This is a genomic window from Gammaproteobacteria bacterium (genome assembly GCA_014075255.1).
Taxonomy (GTDB): Bacteria; Pseudomonadota; Gammaproteobacteria; order UBA4575; family UBA4575; genus JABDMD01.
This window is the reverse complement of the sequence record CP046178.1, coordinates 1,223,802-1,240,276: the sequence shown is the minus strand read 5'-3', so window position 1 is coordinate 1,240,276 and position 16,475 is coordinate 1,223,802. Positions and strand designations below refer to the sequence as shown.

The following is a 16,475-nucleotide window of genomic DNA, read 5'->3' as shown; positions in this document are numbered from 1 at the left end:
AAATACGAACAATCTTTTAAGCACACAACTCAATTAAGGTGGAGCACAAAAATGGTGCGTAAATCATCTATATATATTCTTCTTATTTCATTTTTACTACTAGTTCCTGGGCAATTGCTGTCATTGGGTTTGGGCGAAATAGAAGTTGATTCAGCGCTGAATCAACCGCTAAACGCGCATATCACTTTAATTTCAGCACGTGCAGATGAATTAGAAGAAATGCGAGTTGAATTAGCTCCTGCAAACGTGTTTGATCGGGTGGGTGTTCCCCGTCCCTATTTTTTAACCCAGCTAATATTTAGACCTGTTTCTTTGCCAGGTGGTGGTACCGCTATTCGCGTTACCTCGAAAGATCCTGTGCGTGAACCATTTTTAACGTTTTTAGTAGAAGTTACCTGGCCAAAAGGAAGATTGTTAAGAGAGTACACCGTTCTACTTGATCCCCCTGAGTTTGCTCAACAACAAGCGCCGCAAATTGCAACACCGGTTACAGCTCCTGTTATCCAGGAGCAAGTGGTTGAAGCCGAGCTCGTTGCTCCACAAGTTGTAACACCAGCAGAAGTTATTGCTGAGCCTGCTACTGATCTTGCAGCGGTTCGTGAACATATGGATCGTGAATTAGGGATAGATAGCTCTGAACCGATCACAAATGTTGAAGAAGAAATTATTGTCGAAGAAACTGTGACGATAGAACCTACAGCAGAGCAACTAGAAGAAGTTGTGGCTGAAACCATTGAAGAATCCCAGCCCGTTGCAGAAGTAGCGGATGATATTGTTGTGCCAGAGGATGTTTCTGCCAATGAACAGATGAATGAATCTGAATTGCAAGATCTTGAATCAATTCGTGCGCATATGGATGAGACGCTTGGAATAGATAGTACTGTGCCGCTTGAAATTGCAGATAACACAGACTCAGAAGTTGTTGCTGAATCAGAAGTATATTCAGAAGCTAGCGTTGCTGGTGAGCATGCCGTGGTTGCTGGTGATACTCTATATGCAATAGCTAGGCCTGCAAGTAGATCAAGTGCTTTGTCAGTTAACCAGATGATGATTGCTATTCAACAAGCCAATCCAAATGCCTTCACACGCAATAATATAAATTTACTTAAGAAGGGCGCGGTGTTGCGTATCCCTGATGCAGGAGAGGCACAGATTGTATCGACCATTGATGCGCGTCAAAAGGTTTCACAACAAAATGCATTGTGGAGAGAGTATCGAGGTAATGTTTCCCAAGTAGCGGCAACCAATGTGGATGCTCCTGAATTGGTAAAGGAAAAGAGTGATGTTGCAAAGCAAGCTAAACAGGCACTTAAAGAAACAACAGAAAAACCAGATACTGCAAAACAGGACCTTAATATTTTAGCTGCGGATGATGGCAAGCAATCAAAAGGCAATGCACAAGTAGCAGGTGGAGAAGAAGTTAAGAAGTTACAAAATGAAATAACGTTAAGCAAAGAGCTTGCTGAGTCGAAAACTAAAGAGTCTGAAGAATTGAAGAGCCGTGTTGAAGCGCTTGAGTCGATGTTGGAAAAGAAAGAGAAGATTTTAAATATTCAAAACCAACAGCTAAAAGATTTACAGCAACAGTTGAGTACAGAGGCTGATAAAGCTGCCGCAGCAGAAAAGATGTTGCAAGAAAACACAGCTAAAGAAGAAGCTAAACCTGAAGTCAAACCTGCAGTTAAGCCGGCAGAAAAACCAGTTGCTCAAGAAATTAAAAAACCGGTTGTGGAGCCGTTACCCGAATTTAAGGAACCTATAGTCGCTGAACAGGTAATTAGTAAACCAAGATTAGAACCACTTCCCGATTGGAATTCTCTACCAGAAATTGAACCGATTAAAGAAGAGATCGTCGCAGAAGTAAAACCCGCTGAGAAACCTGCCGAAGTTAAGCCCGAACAAAAACCAGTCGAAGTTAAGCCCGAAGTTGAACAAGCTGAATTACCTAAGGTGGCAGAAGCTGCACCAGGTATTTTAGGTTTTTTGGGTTCTCTAAAAGAGCGTGCTAAAAACGCAGTAGTTCCTTTAGTGGCTGGGGTTTTATTATTACTGGGCGGCTTATGGTTTTGGCGTAAGAAGAGTGTGAAAACCATCGAGCTGACAGGGCTTGGAGAAATGCCATTAGAAGATATTGGCGAAGACGATGAGCATTTTGATGACATTCTCGATGAGACGATTGTAACTCCACAAGCAAATGCAGCGGCAGAGGTGAGTAATAATGATCTAGGGACAATGGAAGACCTGGGATTGGATGATGAGGAAGATTTCAGCCCGATGTCAGATGCTTCTGGAGATGCTGAGGTTGGCGAAGATGTGTTGGATGAAGCAGATGTATATATATCTTATGGTTTACATCAACAAGCACAAGATTTATTAACCGATGCTATCGCCAAAGAGCCTGGCAACAATGAATATAAAGCTAAGCTTGCTGAAGTGTATTACAGCCAAAAAGATCAGCAAGGTTTCGAACAATACGCAGAGAAAATTAAAGATGAAGTTGGAGAATCCAGCAGTCAGTGGCAAAACATCATGGCTATGGGTAAAGAGCTTGCACCTGGCAGTGCTTTATTTGCTGGGGCGGCTGCAGTCGGTGCTGCTGCATTTTCGGGTGCAGATAAGCCTGATGCTGCTGATGTAGATATCGGTTTACAAACCGTTATTGATAATCCGTTATCAGATGCGAATTTGGAAGACACAATGCTTGATAATGATGCTAGCGACGATGATAACGGCCTGGATTTTAATATTGACGATCCAGTAATTGAAGATGAGTTCGAAGATGATCCGGTTGCCAGTAAAATTATGGAAGCTAATGAAACTTCCGATATTCTGAATTTTGAAGTGGATGATTTGTCTGACGATATACTTAATGACGATGATGCAGAGGATACTGAAATCGATGCGATTGCTACTGGCTTACATGAGACCGCGAGCATGGATGATCTTACTCAAGAGTTAGAGCAGATCGGAATGCAGACAACGATGAACGATCTAAAGCCACTAGATATTGATGAAGATGAGATTGATATATCTGAAGCGCTAGATGATACTGTTGCCATGCAAGCGGATGAGTTGAATGTCGATACTGGAATTTCGCCAGCTGATCCAGAAGCGACTGCAGCCTATACACCAAGTTCTTTAAGCGATGCATTGGATGGTGATGATACAGAGCAATTTGATGCCAGCAATATGGATACAGAATTTCTTGATCCAGCAGAGCAAACTGTAGCGCAAACCCATACTGATTTAGAAGAACTTGGCCCACCTTCTTTAATTGAAGAAGTGGGAACCAAGCTTGATTTAGCTAAAGCCTTTGTGGATATGGGTGACTCGGATGCTGCTAAAGAAACTTTACTTGAAGTAATTAATGAAGGTGATGAGTCGCAAATTAAAGCTGCCAAAGATTTAATGGATAAGCTGGGTAGCTAAAATCCAGCAGTAGCTCGAAATAGTATTGTTTTAATAAAATCTCTGTAGGCTTTGCGTCTGCTATTTATTTGATTCGAAATAGTTTACTTGTAGCTAAGCTGTCTACAAATTCATACAATTAAACCGATGCGTATCGCTTTAGGGATTGAATACAACGGTAGTCAATTTTATGGTTGGCAACGCCAATCGAATGCGGATTCTGTTCAGCAACGTCTAGAAGAAGCAATATCAAAAGTCGCGAATACTCCAACCGTAATTACTACTGCGGGTAGAACAGATACTGGCGTGCATGCTACGGAACAAGTTGTTCATTTTGATTGTGATATTCAACGTGAGCTTAAAGCTTGGGTGCAGGGGGTGAATAGATATTTGCCTAATACAGTATCTGTGTTGTGGGCTAAGCAGGTGCAAGATGAATTTCATGCCAGATATAGTGCGCTATCCAGGCTTTATCGATATGTAATATTCAACCATGCAACGCGTCCTGCATTGCTAGATCATCTGGTGACTTGGGAATATGCGGCATTAGACTTGCAAAAAATGCAGCATGCTGCAGAACATTTGCTGGGCACACATGACTTTACTTCATATCGTGCAGTAGCATGTCAAGCAAAAAGTCCTATACGCACCATAAGTAAGATTACACTCAGAAAACATAATGAATTTATTTGCATGGATATTCATGCCAATGCATTTTTGCACCATATGGTGAGAAATATCATGGGTGTATTAATGACTATTGCTAAGGGCGAGCAAGCTGAAGACTGGTCGCTTAAAGTTTTGCAAAAATGTGATCGCACATTAGGCGGAATTACTGCGCCCGCAGCGGGCTTATATTTAGTTAAAGTGCAGTATGATGAAGGCTTTGGTTTAGATGCCAAAATAAGGTGGCCTGCTATTGCGGGTAGTTAATTTTTTAGTAAAAAATTTCAAATGCAAACACGTATTAAATTTTGTGGTTTAACCAGGCAGCAAGATGTGCAAAATGCAGTAGCACTGGGTGTGGATGCATTGGGGTTTGTGTTCGTAAAAAATAGTGCACGTAATATAGATGTTGAAACTGCTGTGAAATTAGTTAGTAAAGTACCTCCATTTATTATTAAAGTTGGTTTATTTATGAACATGCAAGTTACTGAAGTTGAAAATATAATAAAACGTGTGAAACTAAATTTACTGCAATTTCATGGAGACGAAGAAGAGACGTTTTGTGCGCAGTTTAATATGCCTTACTTAAAAGCAGTACCTATGGCGAGCACCTCATCACTTGAGGATTTTTGTCAGCGTTATGTTTCGGCCACAGGGTTTATATTAGATAGTCACGCACAAGGCCAGATGGGAGGTAGTGGCGAAAAATTTACATGGAACGCAATCCCCAAAAGTATAGATAAACCCATCATTCTTGCAGGTGGGTTAACAGTAGACAATGTCGCCGAGGCGATACGTGTAGTGAACCCTTATGCGGTTGATGTGAGTAGTGGAATTGAGGCTGGCAAAGGTATCAAAGACCCCGCTAAAATGGAGCAATTCATTAAGGAAGTACATCGTGACTAGGATTGCACAAAAAACTACGCCCCGAGCAGCGGGAGACCATATTTCAGGTGAGATGCCAGATAAACAAGGTATGTTCGGTGAATACGGTGGCCAATATGTATCGGAGACATTAATAGAGCCGCTGGCAGAGCTTGAACAGGCCTATTTCCATTATAAAGATGACCCTGAATTTGTAGCCGAATTTGATGCAGATCTCGCTAATTATGTAGGAAGACCCAGCCCGCTTTATCATGCACAACGGTTGAGTCAGAAATACGCGGGTGCGCAGATATATCTAAAACGCGAAGACCTGAATCATACGGGTGCGCATAAGATCAACAATACGATAGGCCAAGCATTACTTGCTAAACGCATGGGCAAGCCGCGCATTATTGCGGAAACAGGTGCCGGTCAGCATGGTGTTGCCAGTGCTACCGTGGCTGCGCGTCTAGGGCTTGAATGTGTAGTGTATATGGGTGAGCAAGATATATATCGCCAAGCGCCTAATGTCTATCGGATGCGTTTACTTGGGGCCAAGGTTGTGCCGGTCACTTCAGGCTCAAAAACGCTAAAAGATGCTTTGAATGAAGCGCTGCGAGATTGGGTAACCAATGTTGATGATACTTTTTATATTATTGGTACCGTTGCAGGACCGCATCCATACCCATTACTGGTTCGAGACTTTCAAGCGATAATTGGTCGTGAAGCAAAAACTCAAATGTATGAGCAAACTGGTGATTTGCCAGATGCGCTGGTTGCTTGTGTAGGCGGCGGTTCAAATGCAATTGGTTTATTTCATCCTTTTATAGACGATGAAGGCGTCAAAATGTTTGGCGTAGAAGCTGCCGGTTTGGGAATTGACACCGGTAAGCATGCGGCACCATTAAATGCAGGACGCCCAGGTGTGTTGCATGGGAATCGAACGTATTTAATGGAAGATGATAACGGGCAAATTGTTGAAACACATTCTATATCTGCAGGCTTGGATTATCCTGGTGTAGGTCCAGAGCATGCTTGGCTAAAAGATATTGGCAGAGTGGAGTATGAATCGATAACTGATGATGAAGCGCTAGCCGCATTTCATGAGTTAACACTGGTTGAAGGAATTATTCCGGCCTTAGAAAGCAGTCATGCAGTTGCGTATGGATTAAAGTTGGCTAGCTCAATGTCTAGCGATAAAAAGATTATTGTAAATTTATCGGGTCGTGGTGATAAAGATATCAACACCGTAGCAGATATCGAAGGTATAACGATATGAGTCGTATACAAGCTTGTTTTGATAAGTTAGCAAAATCAAATCGCAAAGCGTTAATCTCATATGTTACTGCAGGAGACCCTCACCCGGAGCAAACTGTCAAAATTATGCATACCTTAGTCGAAGCAGGCACTGATATTATCGAGCTAGGTGTACCGTTTTCAGATCCCATGGCAGATGGACCTGTTATACAAGCTGCATGTGAACGTGCGCTAGTGCATGGCACAAGTTTGCAACAAGTTTTAGATATGGTTGCAGAATTTCGGCAACAAGATGCTGACACACCAGTTGTGCTGATGGGTTATCAAAATCCAATTGAGGTGATGGGAGTTAAAAAGTTTTCACAGCAAGCTGAGCAAAAACAAGTTGATGGGGTGCTTACCGTAGATATGCCTATTGAGCAGGCTGGGTATACTGTAAACGAATATAAAAAATGCAAGCTTGATAATATATTTCTAATAGCACCAACAACAAGCTCGGAACGGATTAAAAATATTTGCGATCATTCTTCAGGTTTTGTGTATTACGTTTCTTTAAAAGGGGTAACCGGTGCAGGAAATCTCGATACCGCGGAAGTTGCAAATAAAGTAGCAGAAATTGGGAAAGTAACTTCATTGCCAGTGGGTGTAGGCTTCGGCATCAAGGATGCGGAAAGTGCTAGTAAGATTGCATTAATAGCCGATGCCGTGGTGGTGGGTAGCGCAATTATTCGTGAAATAGAAGCCCATGCATCTGACCAAGATGTTATGTTAGAAAACATAAAATCTTTGCTGTCTACCATGCGCTTAGCTATGGATAATGTGACCTGTGATACATTGAGCAATGAACACGGCAATGAAGAAGTTGCTTAAGATAATAATGAGAAAATTTGCATGAGTTGGCTAGAAAAATTAATGCCTTCGCGCATTCGTACTGAAGGTACCAGTAAGCGCAAAGTGCCTGAAGGTTTGTGGGAAAAATGTCCGAGTTGTAGTGCAGTGTTATATCGTTCAGATTTAGAGCGTAATTTACAAATTTGCACAAAATGCAATTATCATATGCGAATCGGCGCACGTGCGCGTTTAGAAGCGTTTCTTGATCAAGAAGGGCAAGAAGAGTTGGCTGCAGATATTGAATCTGTCGACTTTTTGAAATTTAAAGATAGTAAGAAATATAAAGATCGCATTAGTGCTGCTCAAAAAGCTACTGGTGAAAAAGATGCTTTGATTATAATGAAAGGTTATTTGAAAGAATTGCCAATAGTTGCTGTGGCTTTTGAGTTTAAGTTTATTGGTGGCTCAATGGGTTCGGTAGTGGGTGAAAAATTTTTACGCGCAGCGAAATATGCACTTAGTGAAGAAATACCATTAATTTGTTTTTCGACTAGTGGGGGCGCGCGCATGCAAGAAGCTTTAATGTCGTTATTTCAAATGAGCAAGACCAGTGCGGTGCTAGAACGAATGCGCGAACATGGTGTGCCTTTTGTCTCTGTATTAACAGATCCAACTACGGGTGGAGTTTCTGCTAGTTTTGCTATGTTGGGCGACCTAAATATTGCTGAACCCAATGCTTTGATAGGTTTTGCTGGGCAACGAGTGATCGAGCAAACCGTGCGCGAAACCTTGCCAGAAGGTTTTCAAAGAAGTGAATTTTTGCTGGAGCATGGCGCACTAGATATGATTGTTGATCGAAATAATATGCGTGATCAACTGCATGAGATGCTATGCATTCTCACTCATGCGGATATCGTTAAAGAAGAATAAAACTAAAATAAGAATAATCACCGTTTAGCTAGTTACGTTAGCTATAGAACTTTTACTGATAATTCAATTTTCTTAAATTCTTAGTTGTCTTAGAGATCTATGTATCTCTTAAGCCGACTTTATTTAAATTGTTTTAATTTGCAAAAGACTGCTGCTATGAAAATTAAATATTTAATAATTGCTTTATTGAATTTCAGCGTTAATCGTATCTGCATAATAATCAAGCAGGGGATGCAATGAGATTTTCTACATTGCAAGAGTGGCTGGTTTGGCAAGAAACCTTGCACTCGCAAAAAATTGAGCTAGGCCTTGAGCGCATTTTAGATGTCGCTAACAGTATGGATGTAGGCAAACCTAATTATACCGCTATTGTTGTAGCAGGCACTAATGGTAAGGGTTCTATCGTAACTATTTTAGAGTCTATATTTCATCATGCTGGGTATCGTGTGGGCGCTTATACTTCGCCACACTTACTACACTACAATGAACGTATACGTGTTCAGCAGCAGAATGCAGATGATAGTTCTTTATGTAATGCTTTTGATAAAGTTGACCGCGCGCGGGGAGATACGAGTCTTAGTTATTTCGAGTTCGGCACTCTAGCAGCGATGCAAATTTTTGCTGAGTCGGACTTAGATGTAGCAATCTATGAAGTCGGGCTGGGTGGTCGTCTTGATGCAGTAAATATTCTTGATGCTGAAGTCGCGATTGTGTCGAGTATAGGAATTGATCATGTGCAATGGTTAGGTTCTACTCGAGAATTAATAGGATTTGAAAAAGCTGGAGTATTCCGAGCAAACCGACCTGCAATTTGTGGCGATACAAACCCGCCAAATAGTCTAATTGAATATGCTGAAAAACTGGGTACAGAGTTATTATTAATAAATAAAGATTACTCTTACACTAAGCGCAGCGATGATACGTGGTCGTTTAGTGGAGCAAGTGTGAACTGGGATGGTTTGCCCATGCCGAGTCTCTATGGTGAGGTGCAGATTGGAAATGCAGCAACCGCATTGATGGCATTAGTTCGACTTGATAGTGTCTTAGCCGTTACTCGGGAAAGCGTAGATCGAGGTTTAAGTAAAATTAGTCTTCCTGGGCGTTTCCAACGTATTCCAGGACCTTGTGAAATCATTCTAGATGTAGCGCATAATTTGGACAGTGCAAAGGTATTGGTTAATAACCTACGGGAACTGAAGCCTGTACAGAAAACCATCGCAGTTTTTGCAGTGTTAGCAGATAAAGATGTCTGCGGTATTATAGAGTGTGTAGGAGGGATGTTTGATGAGTGGCATATTTCTCAGTTAGATTCTGAACGAGCGCTTGAGAAAGAAAGTCTGAAAAAGCAGCTTGATAACTGTTGCCACGATTGCGTCATATATTCTTATTCCTCTATATCAGAGGCCTATAATGCTGCTAAAAACACGCAAGATGAATCATTGCGCATTGTGGTATTTGGATCTTTTTTAACAGTAGCAGAAGTACTGAGCCTAGAAGTATAATTCTGACAAATATTTCTATGTCTAAATATGCATGGATTGTAAACTGATTGAGGGATTAGAGGTCAAATAGACTTCAAAATCAAAATATTATCTATATGGAAACTACATTAAAACAGCGTTTAATTGGTGCAGCCGTTATTATTGCCCTTGCAGTAATTTTTGTGCCGATGATATTAGATGGCTCAGGGCGTCAAGAATCTGTGGCACTTAATATGGAAGTACCGCCAGAGCCCACCTTTACTTTTGATAGTGATTTACCCGACACTAAAAAGTTGGATGAGTTACCACCAATAGAAAAGCCTGAAGATGCCGATATTAATGCTTCAGTTCAGGTGGAGGAGGCAGAAAAAACTTTGCCTGAACCGGTTGAAGAAACTAAAACTACCGTTACTCAAGTTGCTAAGGTGCAAGTGGTAGAAGCTACCGAAAATCATATTAAAACAAATCCAGCTTTAACCGCCTGGGCTGTACAAGTGGCTGCATTTGGTGAAAAAGGCAAAGCATTAGCGTTGCAAGAGAAGTTATTGGCAAGCAAATTATCGGCTTTTACTGAGCGATCGGGTAGTGGTGATAAATCAGTCTATCGAGTGAAAGTTGGGCCTGAGTTGCAGCGTGAGAATGCAGATAAATTGCGTGATAAGATTGAAAAAGAACATGGTTTGAAAGGAAGTTTCGTCACTAAACATCCATAAATGATGTTTTTGTAATGTTTAAAAGCTTATGCGGGTTTAAATTAAATCTAGTAGATACACATTGTTAAAATAAAATATGGAATTTTCTTGGATTGATATAGGGATTGTTTTCATCCTACTAGTCTCGGTTGTTGTTGCCATCTTCCGCGGCTTTGTGAAAGAGGCTGTGTCTTTAGTAAGTTGGATTGCAGCCATTTGGTTAGCAATAAACTTTTCAAATCAAGTCGCGTTATTTTTACCTGCAAGTATTGATGATGCCACTTTTAGTCTTTCGCAAAGTGAGATTGAGGTGAGTAAGTTGCGTGTAGGGATAGCATTTGTATTGATTGTTATCGGCACTTTAATTGCAGGTGCTTTGCTGAATTATATTCTTAGTCATTTGACAAAAAATCGTGCGTTACGAGGGGTGGATCGTCTTTTAGGAGGCTTTTTTGGTATTTTTCGTGGCACCGCTATAGTTGTATTACTTATATTAGCGGCTTCCTATACAAACTTTCCATTATCAGATACATGGAAAGCTTCACAGATTTTACCGCCTTTTGAACTGGTGGCTAAAAAAGTTATTGAGTTTATGCCGCCAGAATTCTCCAAATATTTTTCATTAGATGAAGCGGATCTACAAGCTTCAGCTTATCACTACTAATTAAATTAAGGCTTAACGCATGTGTGGCATAGTAGGCGTCGTTGCAAACAGCGCGGTTAATCAAGATTTATATAACGCATTATTGATGTTGCAGCATCGTGGGCAAGACGCGGCAGGAATCGTTACTTATGATAATGGTAGGCTTTTTCAGCGTAAGTCTATTGGTTTAGTGAGTGATGTATTTCAAAGCCGACATATGGAGCGCTTAAAAGGCAATGTAGGCATTGGTCATGTACGTTATCCCACCGCTGGTTCATCATCTTCTGCTGAAGCACAACCGTTTTATGTGAATTCTCCATTTGGTATTTCTTTAGCGCATAACGGTAATTTAATTAATGCCGTACAACTTAAGAAAGAACTTTTCTTAGAAGATCGTCGTCATCTTAATACCGATTCCGATTCTGAAATTTTGCTAAATGTTTTTGCACACGAGCTCGCTAAACAAGAATCATTACAACTGCGTGCAGAAGATGTATTCGCTGCAGTGCGAGGTGTGCATCGACGTTGTAAAGGTGCTTATGCAGTGGTTGCGATGATTACCGGGCGAGGCATCGTTGCGTTCCGTGATCCTAATGGAATAAGGCCACTTGTTTATGGTGTGCGTGAATCCAAACATGGCATGGAATACATGGTGGCATCGGAAAGCGTTGCGCTAGATTTACTTGGATACAGTCTAGTGCGAGATATTTCACCCGGCGAGGCTATTTTCATTAATGAAGACGGTAAAGTGGCAAGCGAACAATGCGCTACAGACGCTGTGCATACACCTTGCATATTTGAGTATGTATATTTTGCAAGACCCGATTCAGTAATTGAAGATGTTTTCGTGCAAAAAGCGCGTATGCGCATGGGTCAATGTTTAGCGAAGAAAATTCTTCAAGATTGGAAAGATCATGATATTGATGTAGTTATGCCGATACCCGATACCAGTAGAACTACAGCAATTGAAATTGCGTATTTGTTAGGTGTTAAATACCGCGAAGGGTTCATTAAGAATCGCTACATTGCACGAACATTTATCATGCCTGGGCAAAAGAAACGCAAAAAGTCAGTACGTCAAAAACTTAATCCTGTTGGCTTAGAGTTTCGGGGTAAGAATATTTTATTAGTGGATGATTCCATTGTGCGTGGTACCACATCGCGAGAAATTGCACAGATGGCAAGAGACGCAGGTGCAAAGAAAGTATATTTCGCTTCTGCTTCGCCACCCGTTCGCTACCAAAATATTTACGGCATTGATATGCCGGCTCGTAGTGAACTGATAGCATTTAATCGTGATGTAGATGGGATTTGTAAAGAAATTCAGGCAGATAGGCTCATCTATCAAGATTTAGATGACCTAATCTGGTCTGTGCAACAAGGCAATCTGCGCTTAGAAAAATTTGATACTTCGGTATTTAATGGTGATTATGTAACCGGGGTTGAAGAAGGTTATTTTGAAAACCTAGAAAATTCTCGCAATGATGATTCAAAGCAAGAGCGTGAAAAAGAGTATGCAGGGATTGATTTACATAATAGTAATTAAAACCTCATTGCATGTCTGACTCTAAATCAGCTGAAAAGCTGTTGCCCTTATTGCAGCAAGCACGTGAACAATATCCTCAATATGTAGATTTTCCCACTGCAATCGTAAGTGTTAGTGAACAAACCTTGTCTCTTTTTGAAAAAGATTCGTTTGTTTGTAGCTATCCAGTTTCAACTTCACGTCATGGGGTGGGTCAACAAGAAGGATCTTATCAAACACCTATTGGTGTTCACTGTATTAAAGAAAAAATTGGTGCAGAAGCTGAGTATGCTGAAATATTTTTATCCAGAGTACGGACAAACTCATTAGCATCCATCGAACATGAAGCAGTGTGTACAGAAGTAGAATGTATAACTTCTAGAATACTTTGGTTAGAGGGTTTAGAAGAAGGTTTTAATAAAGCTAAAAACTCTGAAGGCCATAACGTAGATAGTTATGAGCGCTATATTTATATTCACGGTACACATGAAGAAGGCTTGATTGGCCAAGCTGCATCGATTGGATGTGTGCGCATGAAAAATGCAGACGTCATTGATCTTTTTGATAAATTGCTCGTATCTTCTTTGGTTATTATCAAAAATTAGTGTCCTCGTAATGTAATCATGATTGCAGTATTTAAAGAAACTCTAGCCTGTTTATTGCTTGCGCAGCCCGAACAAAAATGCGCAGCGGTGTTTGCATTGCAGGCTCGCTTTAATGAAGAAGACATTGATCTTTCGAAATCCGAAAAAATAGAATCAATTGTCACTCCTGGCAGGCCTAATCAACCAAAACTTGTTTCGCCTCGTGAAGTGCCGCGCCGCAATTTGGCTACAGAAGAGGGAAGAATTGCATTAATTCATGCAATTGCACATATAGAATTTAATGCAATCAACCTGGCATTAGATGCTATGTATCGGTTTCAAGATATGCCATTGGAATATTATGAAAATTGGATGCAAGTGGCATTTGAAGAAGCGCAGCATTTCACAATGCTACGAGCGCACTTGCAAGAACTAGATTGTGAGTACGGGGATTTTGATGCGCATAATGGATTATGGGAGATGGCGCTGAAAACCCAAAACAGTGTGATTGCACGCATGGCATTAGTGCCACGTGTTTTAGAAGCGAGAGGATTGGATGTTACGCCAGGAATGATTAAACGCTTACAGGGGCATGGTGATACTGCGACGGTTGAGATTTTAAAAATTATATTTGAGCAAGAAATAGGTCATGTAGCGATTGGCAGTCAGTGGTTCAACTATGCATGTAGCTTGGAAAATAAACTGCCAGAAGAAACATTTCAAGAATTGTTAAAGGAATACATGTCTGGCGAGTTGCGTGGCCCATTTGAAATAGAAGCGCGAAAGAAAGCAGGGTTTAGTGACCTAGAATTGCAAGCACTACAAAACGTATAGATGTATTGACCTGGAAAGATCTTATGGGAAATAACACAAAAGAAAATAGACTTAGTGATTGTGGTTATGTTGTGATTGGATGCGGGCTTTTTATTACAATCAGCATATTTGGCTATCAGTTTTATCACTGGCTTGGAAATGGAGAGTGGCTACCGATTCCTTTATACAAACCGTTGCAGTATTTAGGAGTTAGTTTTGATGGGCTTCTAGACTTGGAATGGAAAGCGATGCAAAAATTGATATTTTGGATACTGGAGCAACCTCTGGCTGGTGTGATAGGTGTCTCCAGCTTAGTAATTGGATGGCTTATGACAATGAAAAATTAAAATGATTGCTTTCGGCCAATAACAGACATCACTTTTTAAATCTAATATTAACCCCTAAATTTATTTCTAAGAAACGTCATTTTGTAAGTTTTCAATTTGATCTAATATTGCAACAAATTTTTTGCCAAAATCAGTCAAATTATATTCCACTCTAGGCGGTACTTCTGGGTGTACTTTTTTAACTAATATTCCATATCGCATCATTTTTACAAATCGCTCATTTAGGACTTTAGTGGAAATTCCATCAATTGATCTTTGTATCTCCCCTGGTCTTTGCAGTTCATTTCTAATTGCCTTTAGAACAGACAAAGACCATTTGCATCCAATAATATCTTCAACCATGCGAGAAACAGGAATTATTTGAGTTCTATTTTTCTTTTGCTTTTCCATAATTTGTACCGATTTGTAACTACCTTTCCAAAAAGTGCGTGCTTGTTTGCGGCACTAAATTTACATACTTTATAACGAAGTATAAAAGGAGATCATCATGTATACAGTAACAAAAAGGGCGTTAGTTATAACAGTTATTACATTATTAATAGGCATCATTGCACATGCATCAGATTCATTGATTGAATACCCTGCGGAATACCGGAATTGGACTCATATAAAAAGCATGATCATCCAAGAGGGGCATCCGCTACATGCATCATTTGGAGGAATCCATCATATATATGCGAATGATAAAGCTTTACAAGGTTATCAGTCTGGTAAGTTTCCGGATGGCTCAGTCATTATTTTTGATTTACTAGAATCAGTCGAATCTGATAATTCTATTACGGAAAGAAAACGCAAGGTGCTTGGAATAATGAAAAAAGACTTACAAAAGTTTTCGAATACTGCTGGATGGGGTTTTGAAGGATTTGGAGCTGGAGATCCTGACAATAGAGTTGTGGGCGCTGATTATGAAACTGCCTGCTTTGCTTGTCACATCTCACAAAAAGAAAATGATTACGTTTTTAGTAAATGGAGAGAATGATTTCTATGCGAGAAATTGGATCGCGTTATAGATCATGAATGTCTGCTTTGAGTCGGCAGAAATTTGCTCCTGCAATTTCTGCATTTCCGCCATCCATGGCGGTCGTAGCTGGACATTTAAGTATTAATTGTTTCCAATTTCATCAAATTTGGTGTACAGCGTAGAACACTGCCGTGTTCGTACCAGTCTCCAAGCACTATTCTTTTGTATAAATTTCCGCCCAAATTAAATTCATGTTTTGCGGGTCGATGGGTGTGGCCGTGAATGAGGTGGTTAACATTATGTTTCTGCATCACTTGTTCAACGGTGAGTTGATTAACATCCATAATGTCTTCAGGTTTGTCTTGTGTGGCGGATTTACTTTTGTTGCGTAGACCTTCTGCAATTATTAAACGCCGTTTTACACTTAACATCAATAATGGTTTTTGAATAAATGGGTTGCGGGCTTTGGCACGGTATTTTTGATAAGCAATGTCGTCAGTGCACAGTGTGTCGCCATGCATAATAAGTGTAGGGGTGCCGTATAAATCTAAAACGGTTTCTTCTTTTAGAATTTTGCACTGAGTTTGTTTGGCGAATCGTTTGCCAATTAAAAAATCTCGATTACCGTGAATAAAATATACAGGTACACCGGTATTGCTGAGCTTTCGAATAGCGCTGATTGCAGGTTCTAATCCTATTGCAGGGTCATCATCTCCAATCCAGTATTCAAATAGATCACCTAAAATATATAGCGCATCTGCAGAGGAACATTCATGTAGAAAACGACAAAAGGCCGCAATGATATGCGGCCTTTTTTGATCGAGGTGTAAGTCAGAAACAAATAAAGTTTGAGACATTACTCCGTTACTTGCGTGAAGATAGGTTTACTCAACAATGGTGACCTTTTCAATAATGATGGCTTCAACCGGCACATCTTGATAAGGGCCTTTGGTAGTCGTTTCTGTAGCTTTAATTTTTTCTACAATATCCATGCCTTCAGTAACTTTGCCAAAGACTGCGTAACCCCAGCCTTGAGCGGTTTCGCTGCTGAAATTTAAAAAGTCATTGTCTTTAACATTAATAAAGAATTGCGCAGTGGCTGAGTGTGGGTCGCCGGTGCGCGCCATCGCAATGGTGCCATTGTCATTTTTTAGGCCATTATTAGCTTCGTTTTTAATTGGGTCGTGAACATCTTTTTGGTTCATGTCCTCTGTAAAGCCGCCGCCTTGAATCATGAAATTTGAGATTACACGATGAAAAATTGTGCCATCAAAAAAACCCTCTTTTGCATAAGTTAGGAAATTTGCCACAGTGTTAGGAGCGTTATCTGCGTCGAGTTCGAGCATGATTGTTCCTTGATTAGTATCCATTTTTACCATTGTAGTTTCTGCCTGAATGTTAGATGTGAGTGTAAATAAAAGTATGAATACTATTAGAAATATTTGCTTACGCAGTGTATTCATTTCGCCTCCA

General features: G+C 40.4%; 17 protein-coding genes. 14 read left to right on the top strand and 3 right to left on the bottom strand.

Features of this window, described 5'->3' with window-relative positions:
- Positions 1-51: 51 nt before the first annotated feature.
- From GKR92_06390 to GKR92_06330, 13 genes are all read left to right on the top strand, one after another.
- Positions 52-3,429 (top strand): hypothetical protein, encoded by a 3,378-nt coding sequence (locus GKR92_06390; GenBank protein ID QMU61339.1) that lies wholly within the window; start codon positions 52-54, stop codon positions 3,427-3,429.
- Positions 3,430-3,555: 126 nt separating this feature from the next.
- Complete coding sequence (truA, locus tag GKR92_06385) at positions 3,556-4,341, top strand: tRNA pseudouridine(38-40) synthase TruA (protein QMU61338.1); 786 nt, start codon at positions 3,556-3,558, stop codon at positions 4,339-4,341.
- A gap of 21 nt (positions 4,342-4,362) precedes the next feature.
- Positions 4,363-4,980 carry a phosphoribosylanthranilate isomerase gene (locus tag GKR92_06380; protein ID QMU61337.1) on the top strand — a complete coding sequence of 206 codons (618 nt, stop codon included), beginning with the start codon at positions 4,363-4,365 and terminating at the stop codon, positions 4,978-4,980.
- Between the two features lie 52 nt (positions 4,981-5,032).
- Positions 5,033-6,217 (top strand): tryptophan synthase subunit beta, encoded by a 1,185-nt coding sequence (gene trpB, locus GKR92_06375; GenBank protein ID QMU62733.1) that lies wholly within the window; start codon positions 5,033-5,035, stop codon positions 6,215-6,217.
- On the top strand, positions 6,214-7,065 hold the full coding sequence (locus GKR92_06370; protein ID QMU61336.1) for a tryptophan synthase subunit alpha: 852 nt from the start codon (positions 6,214-6,216) through the stop codon (positions 7,063-7,065). The genes trpB and GKR92_06370 overlap by 4 nt, the downstream gene beginning before the upstream one ends.
- A gap of 21 nt (positions 7,066-7,086) precedes the next feature.
- Positions 7,087-7,956 carry an acetyl-CoA carboxylase carboxyltransferase subunit beta gene (locus GKR92_06365; protein ID QMU61335.1) on the top strand — a complete coding sequence of 290 codons (870 nt, stop codon included), beginning with the start codon at positions 7,087-7,089 and terminating at the stop codon, positions 7,954-7,956.
- Between the two features lie 236 nt (positions 7,957-8,192).
- Positions 8,193-9,458 (top strand): bifunctional tetrahydrofolate synthase/dihydrofolate synthase, encoded by a 1,266-nt coding sequence (gene folC, locus GKR92_06360; protein QMU61334.1) that lies wholly within the window; start codon positions 8,193-8,195, stop codon positions 9,456-9,458.
- Between the two features lie 95 nt (positions 9,459-9,553).
- The gene (locus GKR92_06355) at positions 9,554-10,150 is read left to right on the top strand and encodes a hypothetical protein (protein ID QMU61333.1); all 597 of its coding nucleotides are present in this window, start codon (positions 9,554-9,556) and stop codon (positions 10,148-10,150) included.
- Between the two features lie 76 nt (positions 10,151-10,226).
- Positions 10,227-10,793: a CvpA family protein gene (locus GKR92_06350; protein ID QMU61332.1), complete on the top strand. Its 567-nt coding sequence runs from the start codon at positions 10,227-10,229 to the stop codon at positions 10,791-10,793.
- A 19-nt stretch (positions 10,794-10,812) separates the two neighbouring features.
- A complete protein-coding gene (gene purF / locus GKR92_06345) occupies positions 10,813-12,318 on the top strand; it encodes an amidophosphoribosyltransferase (protein ID QMU61331.1) in 1,506 nt (501 codons plus the stop codon).
- 11 nt (positions 12,319-12,329) lie between these two features.
- The gene (locus GKR92_06340) at positions 12,330-12,902 is read left to right on the top strand and encodes a L,D-transpeptidase family protein (GenBank protein QMU61330.1); all 573 of its coding nucleotides are present in this window, start codon (positions 12,330-12,332) and stop codon (positions 12,900-12,902) included.
- A gap of 18 nt (positions 12,903-12,920) precedes the next feature.
- The gene (locus GKR92_06335) at positions 12,921-13,715 is read left to right on the top strand and encodes a DUF455 family protein (GenBank protein ID QMU61329.1); all 795 of its coding nucleotides are present in this window, start codon (positions 12,921-12,923) and stop codon (positions 13,713-13,715) included.
- A gap of 23 nt (positions 13,716-13,738) precedes the next feature.
- The gene (locus GKR92_06330) at positions 13,739-14,041 is read left to right on the top strand and encodes a hypothetical protein (GenBank protein ID QMU61328.1); all 303 of its coding nucleotides are present in this window, start codon (positions 13,739-13,741) and stop codon (positions 14,039-14,041) included.
- Positions 14,042-14,107: 66 nt separating this feature from the next.
- Here GKR92_06330 and GKR92_06325 read toward each other — a convergent pair whose 3' ends face one another.
- Positions 14,108-14,431, bottom strand: a complete 324-nt coding sequence (locus tag GKR92_06325; GenBank protein QMU61327.1) for a transcriptional regulator — start codon at positions 14,429-14,431, stop codon at positions 14,108-14,110.
- Positions 14,432-14,528: 97 nt separating this feature from the next.
- Between GKR92_06325 and GKR92_06320 the strand changes: the two genes are divergently transcribed.
- Positions 14,529-15,020 (top strand): cytochrome C, encoded by a 492-nt coding sequence (locus GKR92_06320; protein ID QMU61326.1) that lies wholly within the window; start codon positions 14,529-14,531, stop codon positions 15,018-15,020.
- Between the two features lie 116 nt (positions 15,021-15,136).
- Here the strand turns inward: GKR92_06320 and GKR92_06315 are convergent, their stop codons facing one another.
- A complete protein-coding gene (locus GKR92_06315; GenBank protein ID QMU61325.1) occupies positions 15,137-15,859 on the bottom strand; it encodes a UDP-2,3-diacylglucosamine diphosphatase in 723 nt (240 codons plus the stop codon).
- A 27-nt stretch (positions 15,860-15,886) separates the two neighbouring features.
- Positions 15,887-16,456, bottom strand: coding sequence for a peptidyl-prolyl cis-trans isomerase (locus tag GKR92_06310; GenBank protein QMU62732.1), 570 nt, complete (start codon positions 16,454-16,456; stop codon positions 15,887-15,889).
- Positions 16,457-16,475: the final 19 nt, after the last annotated feature.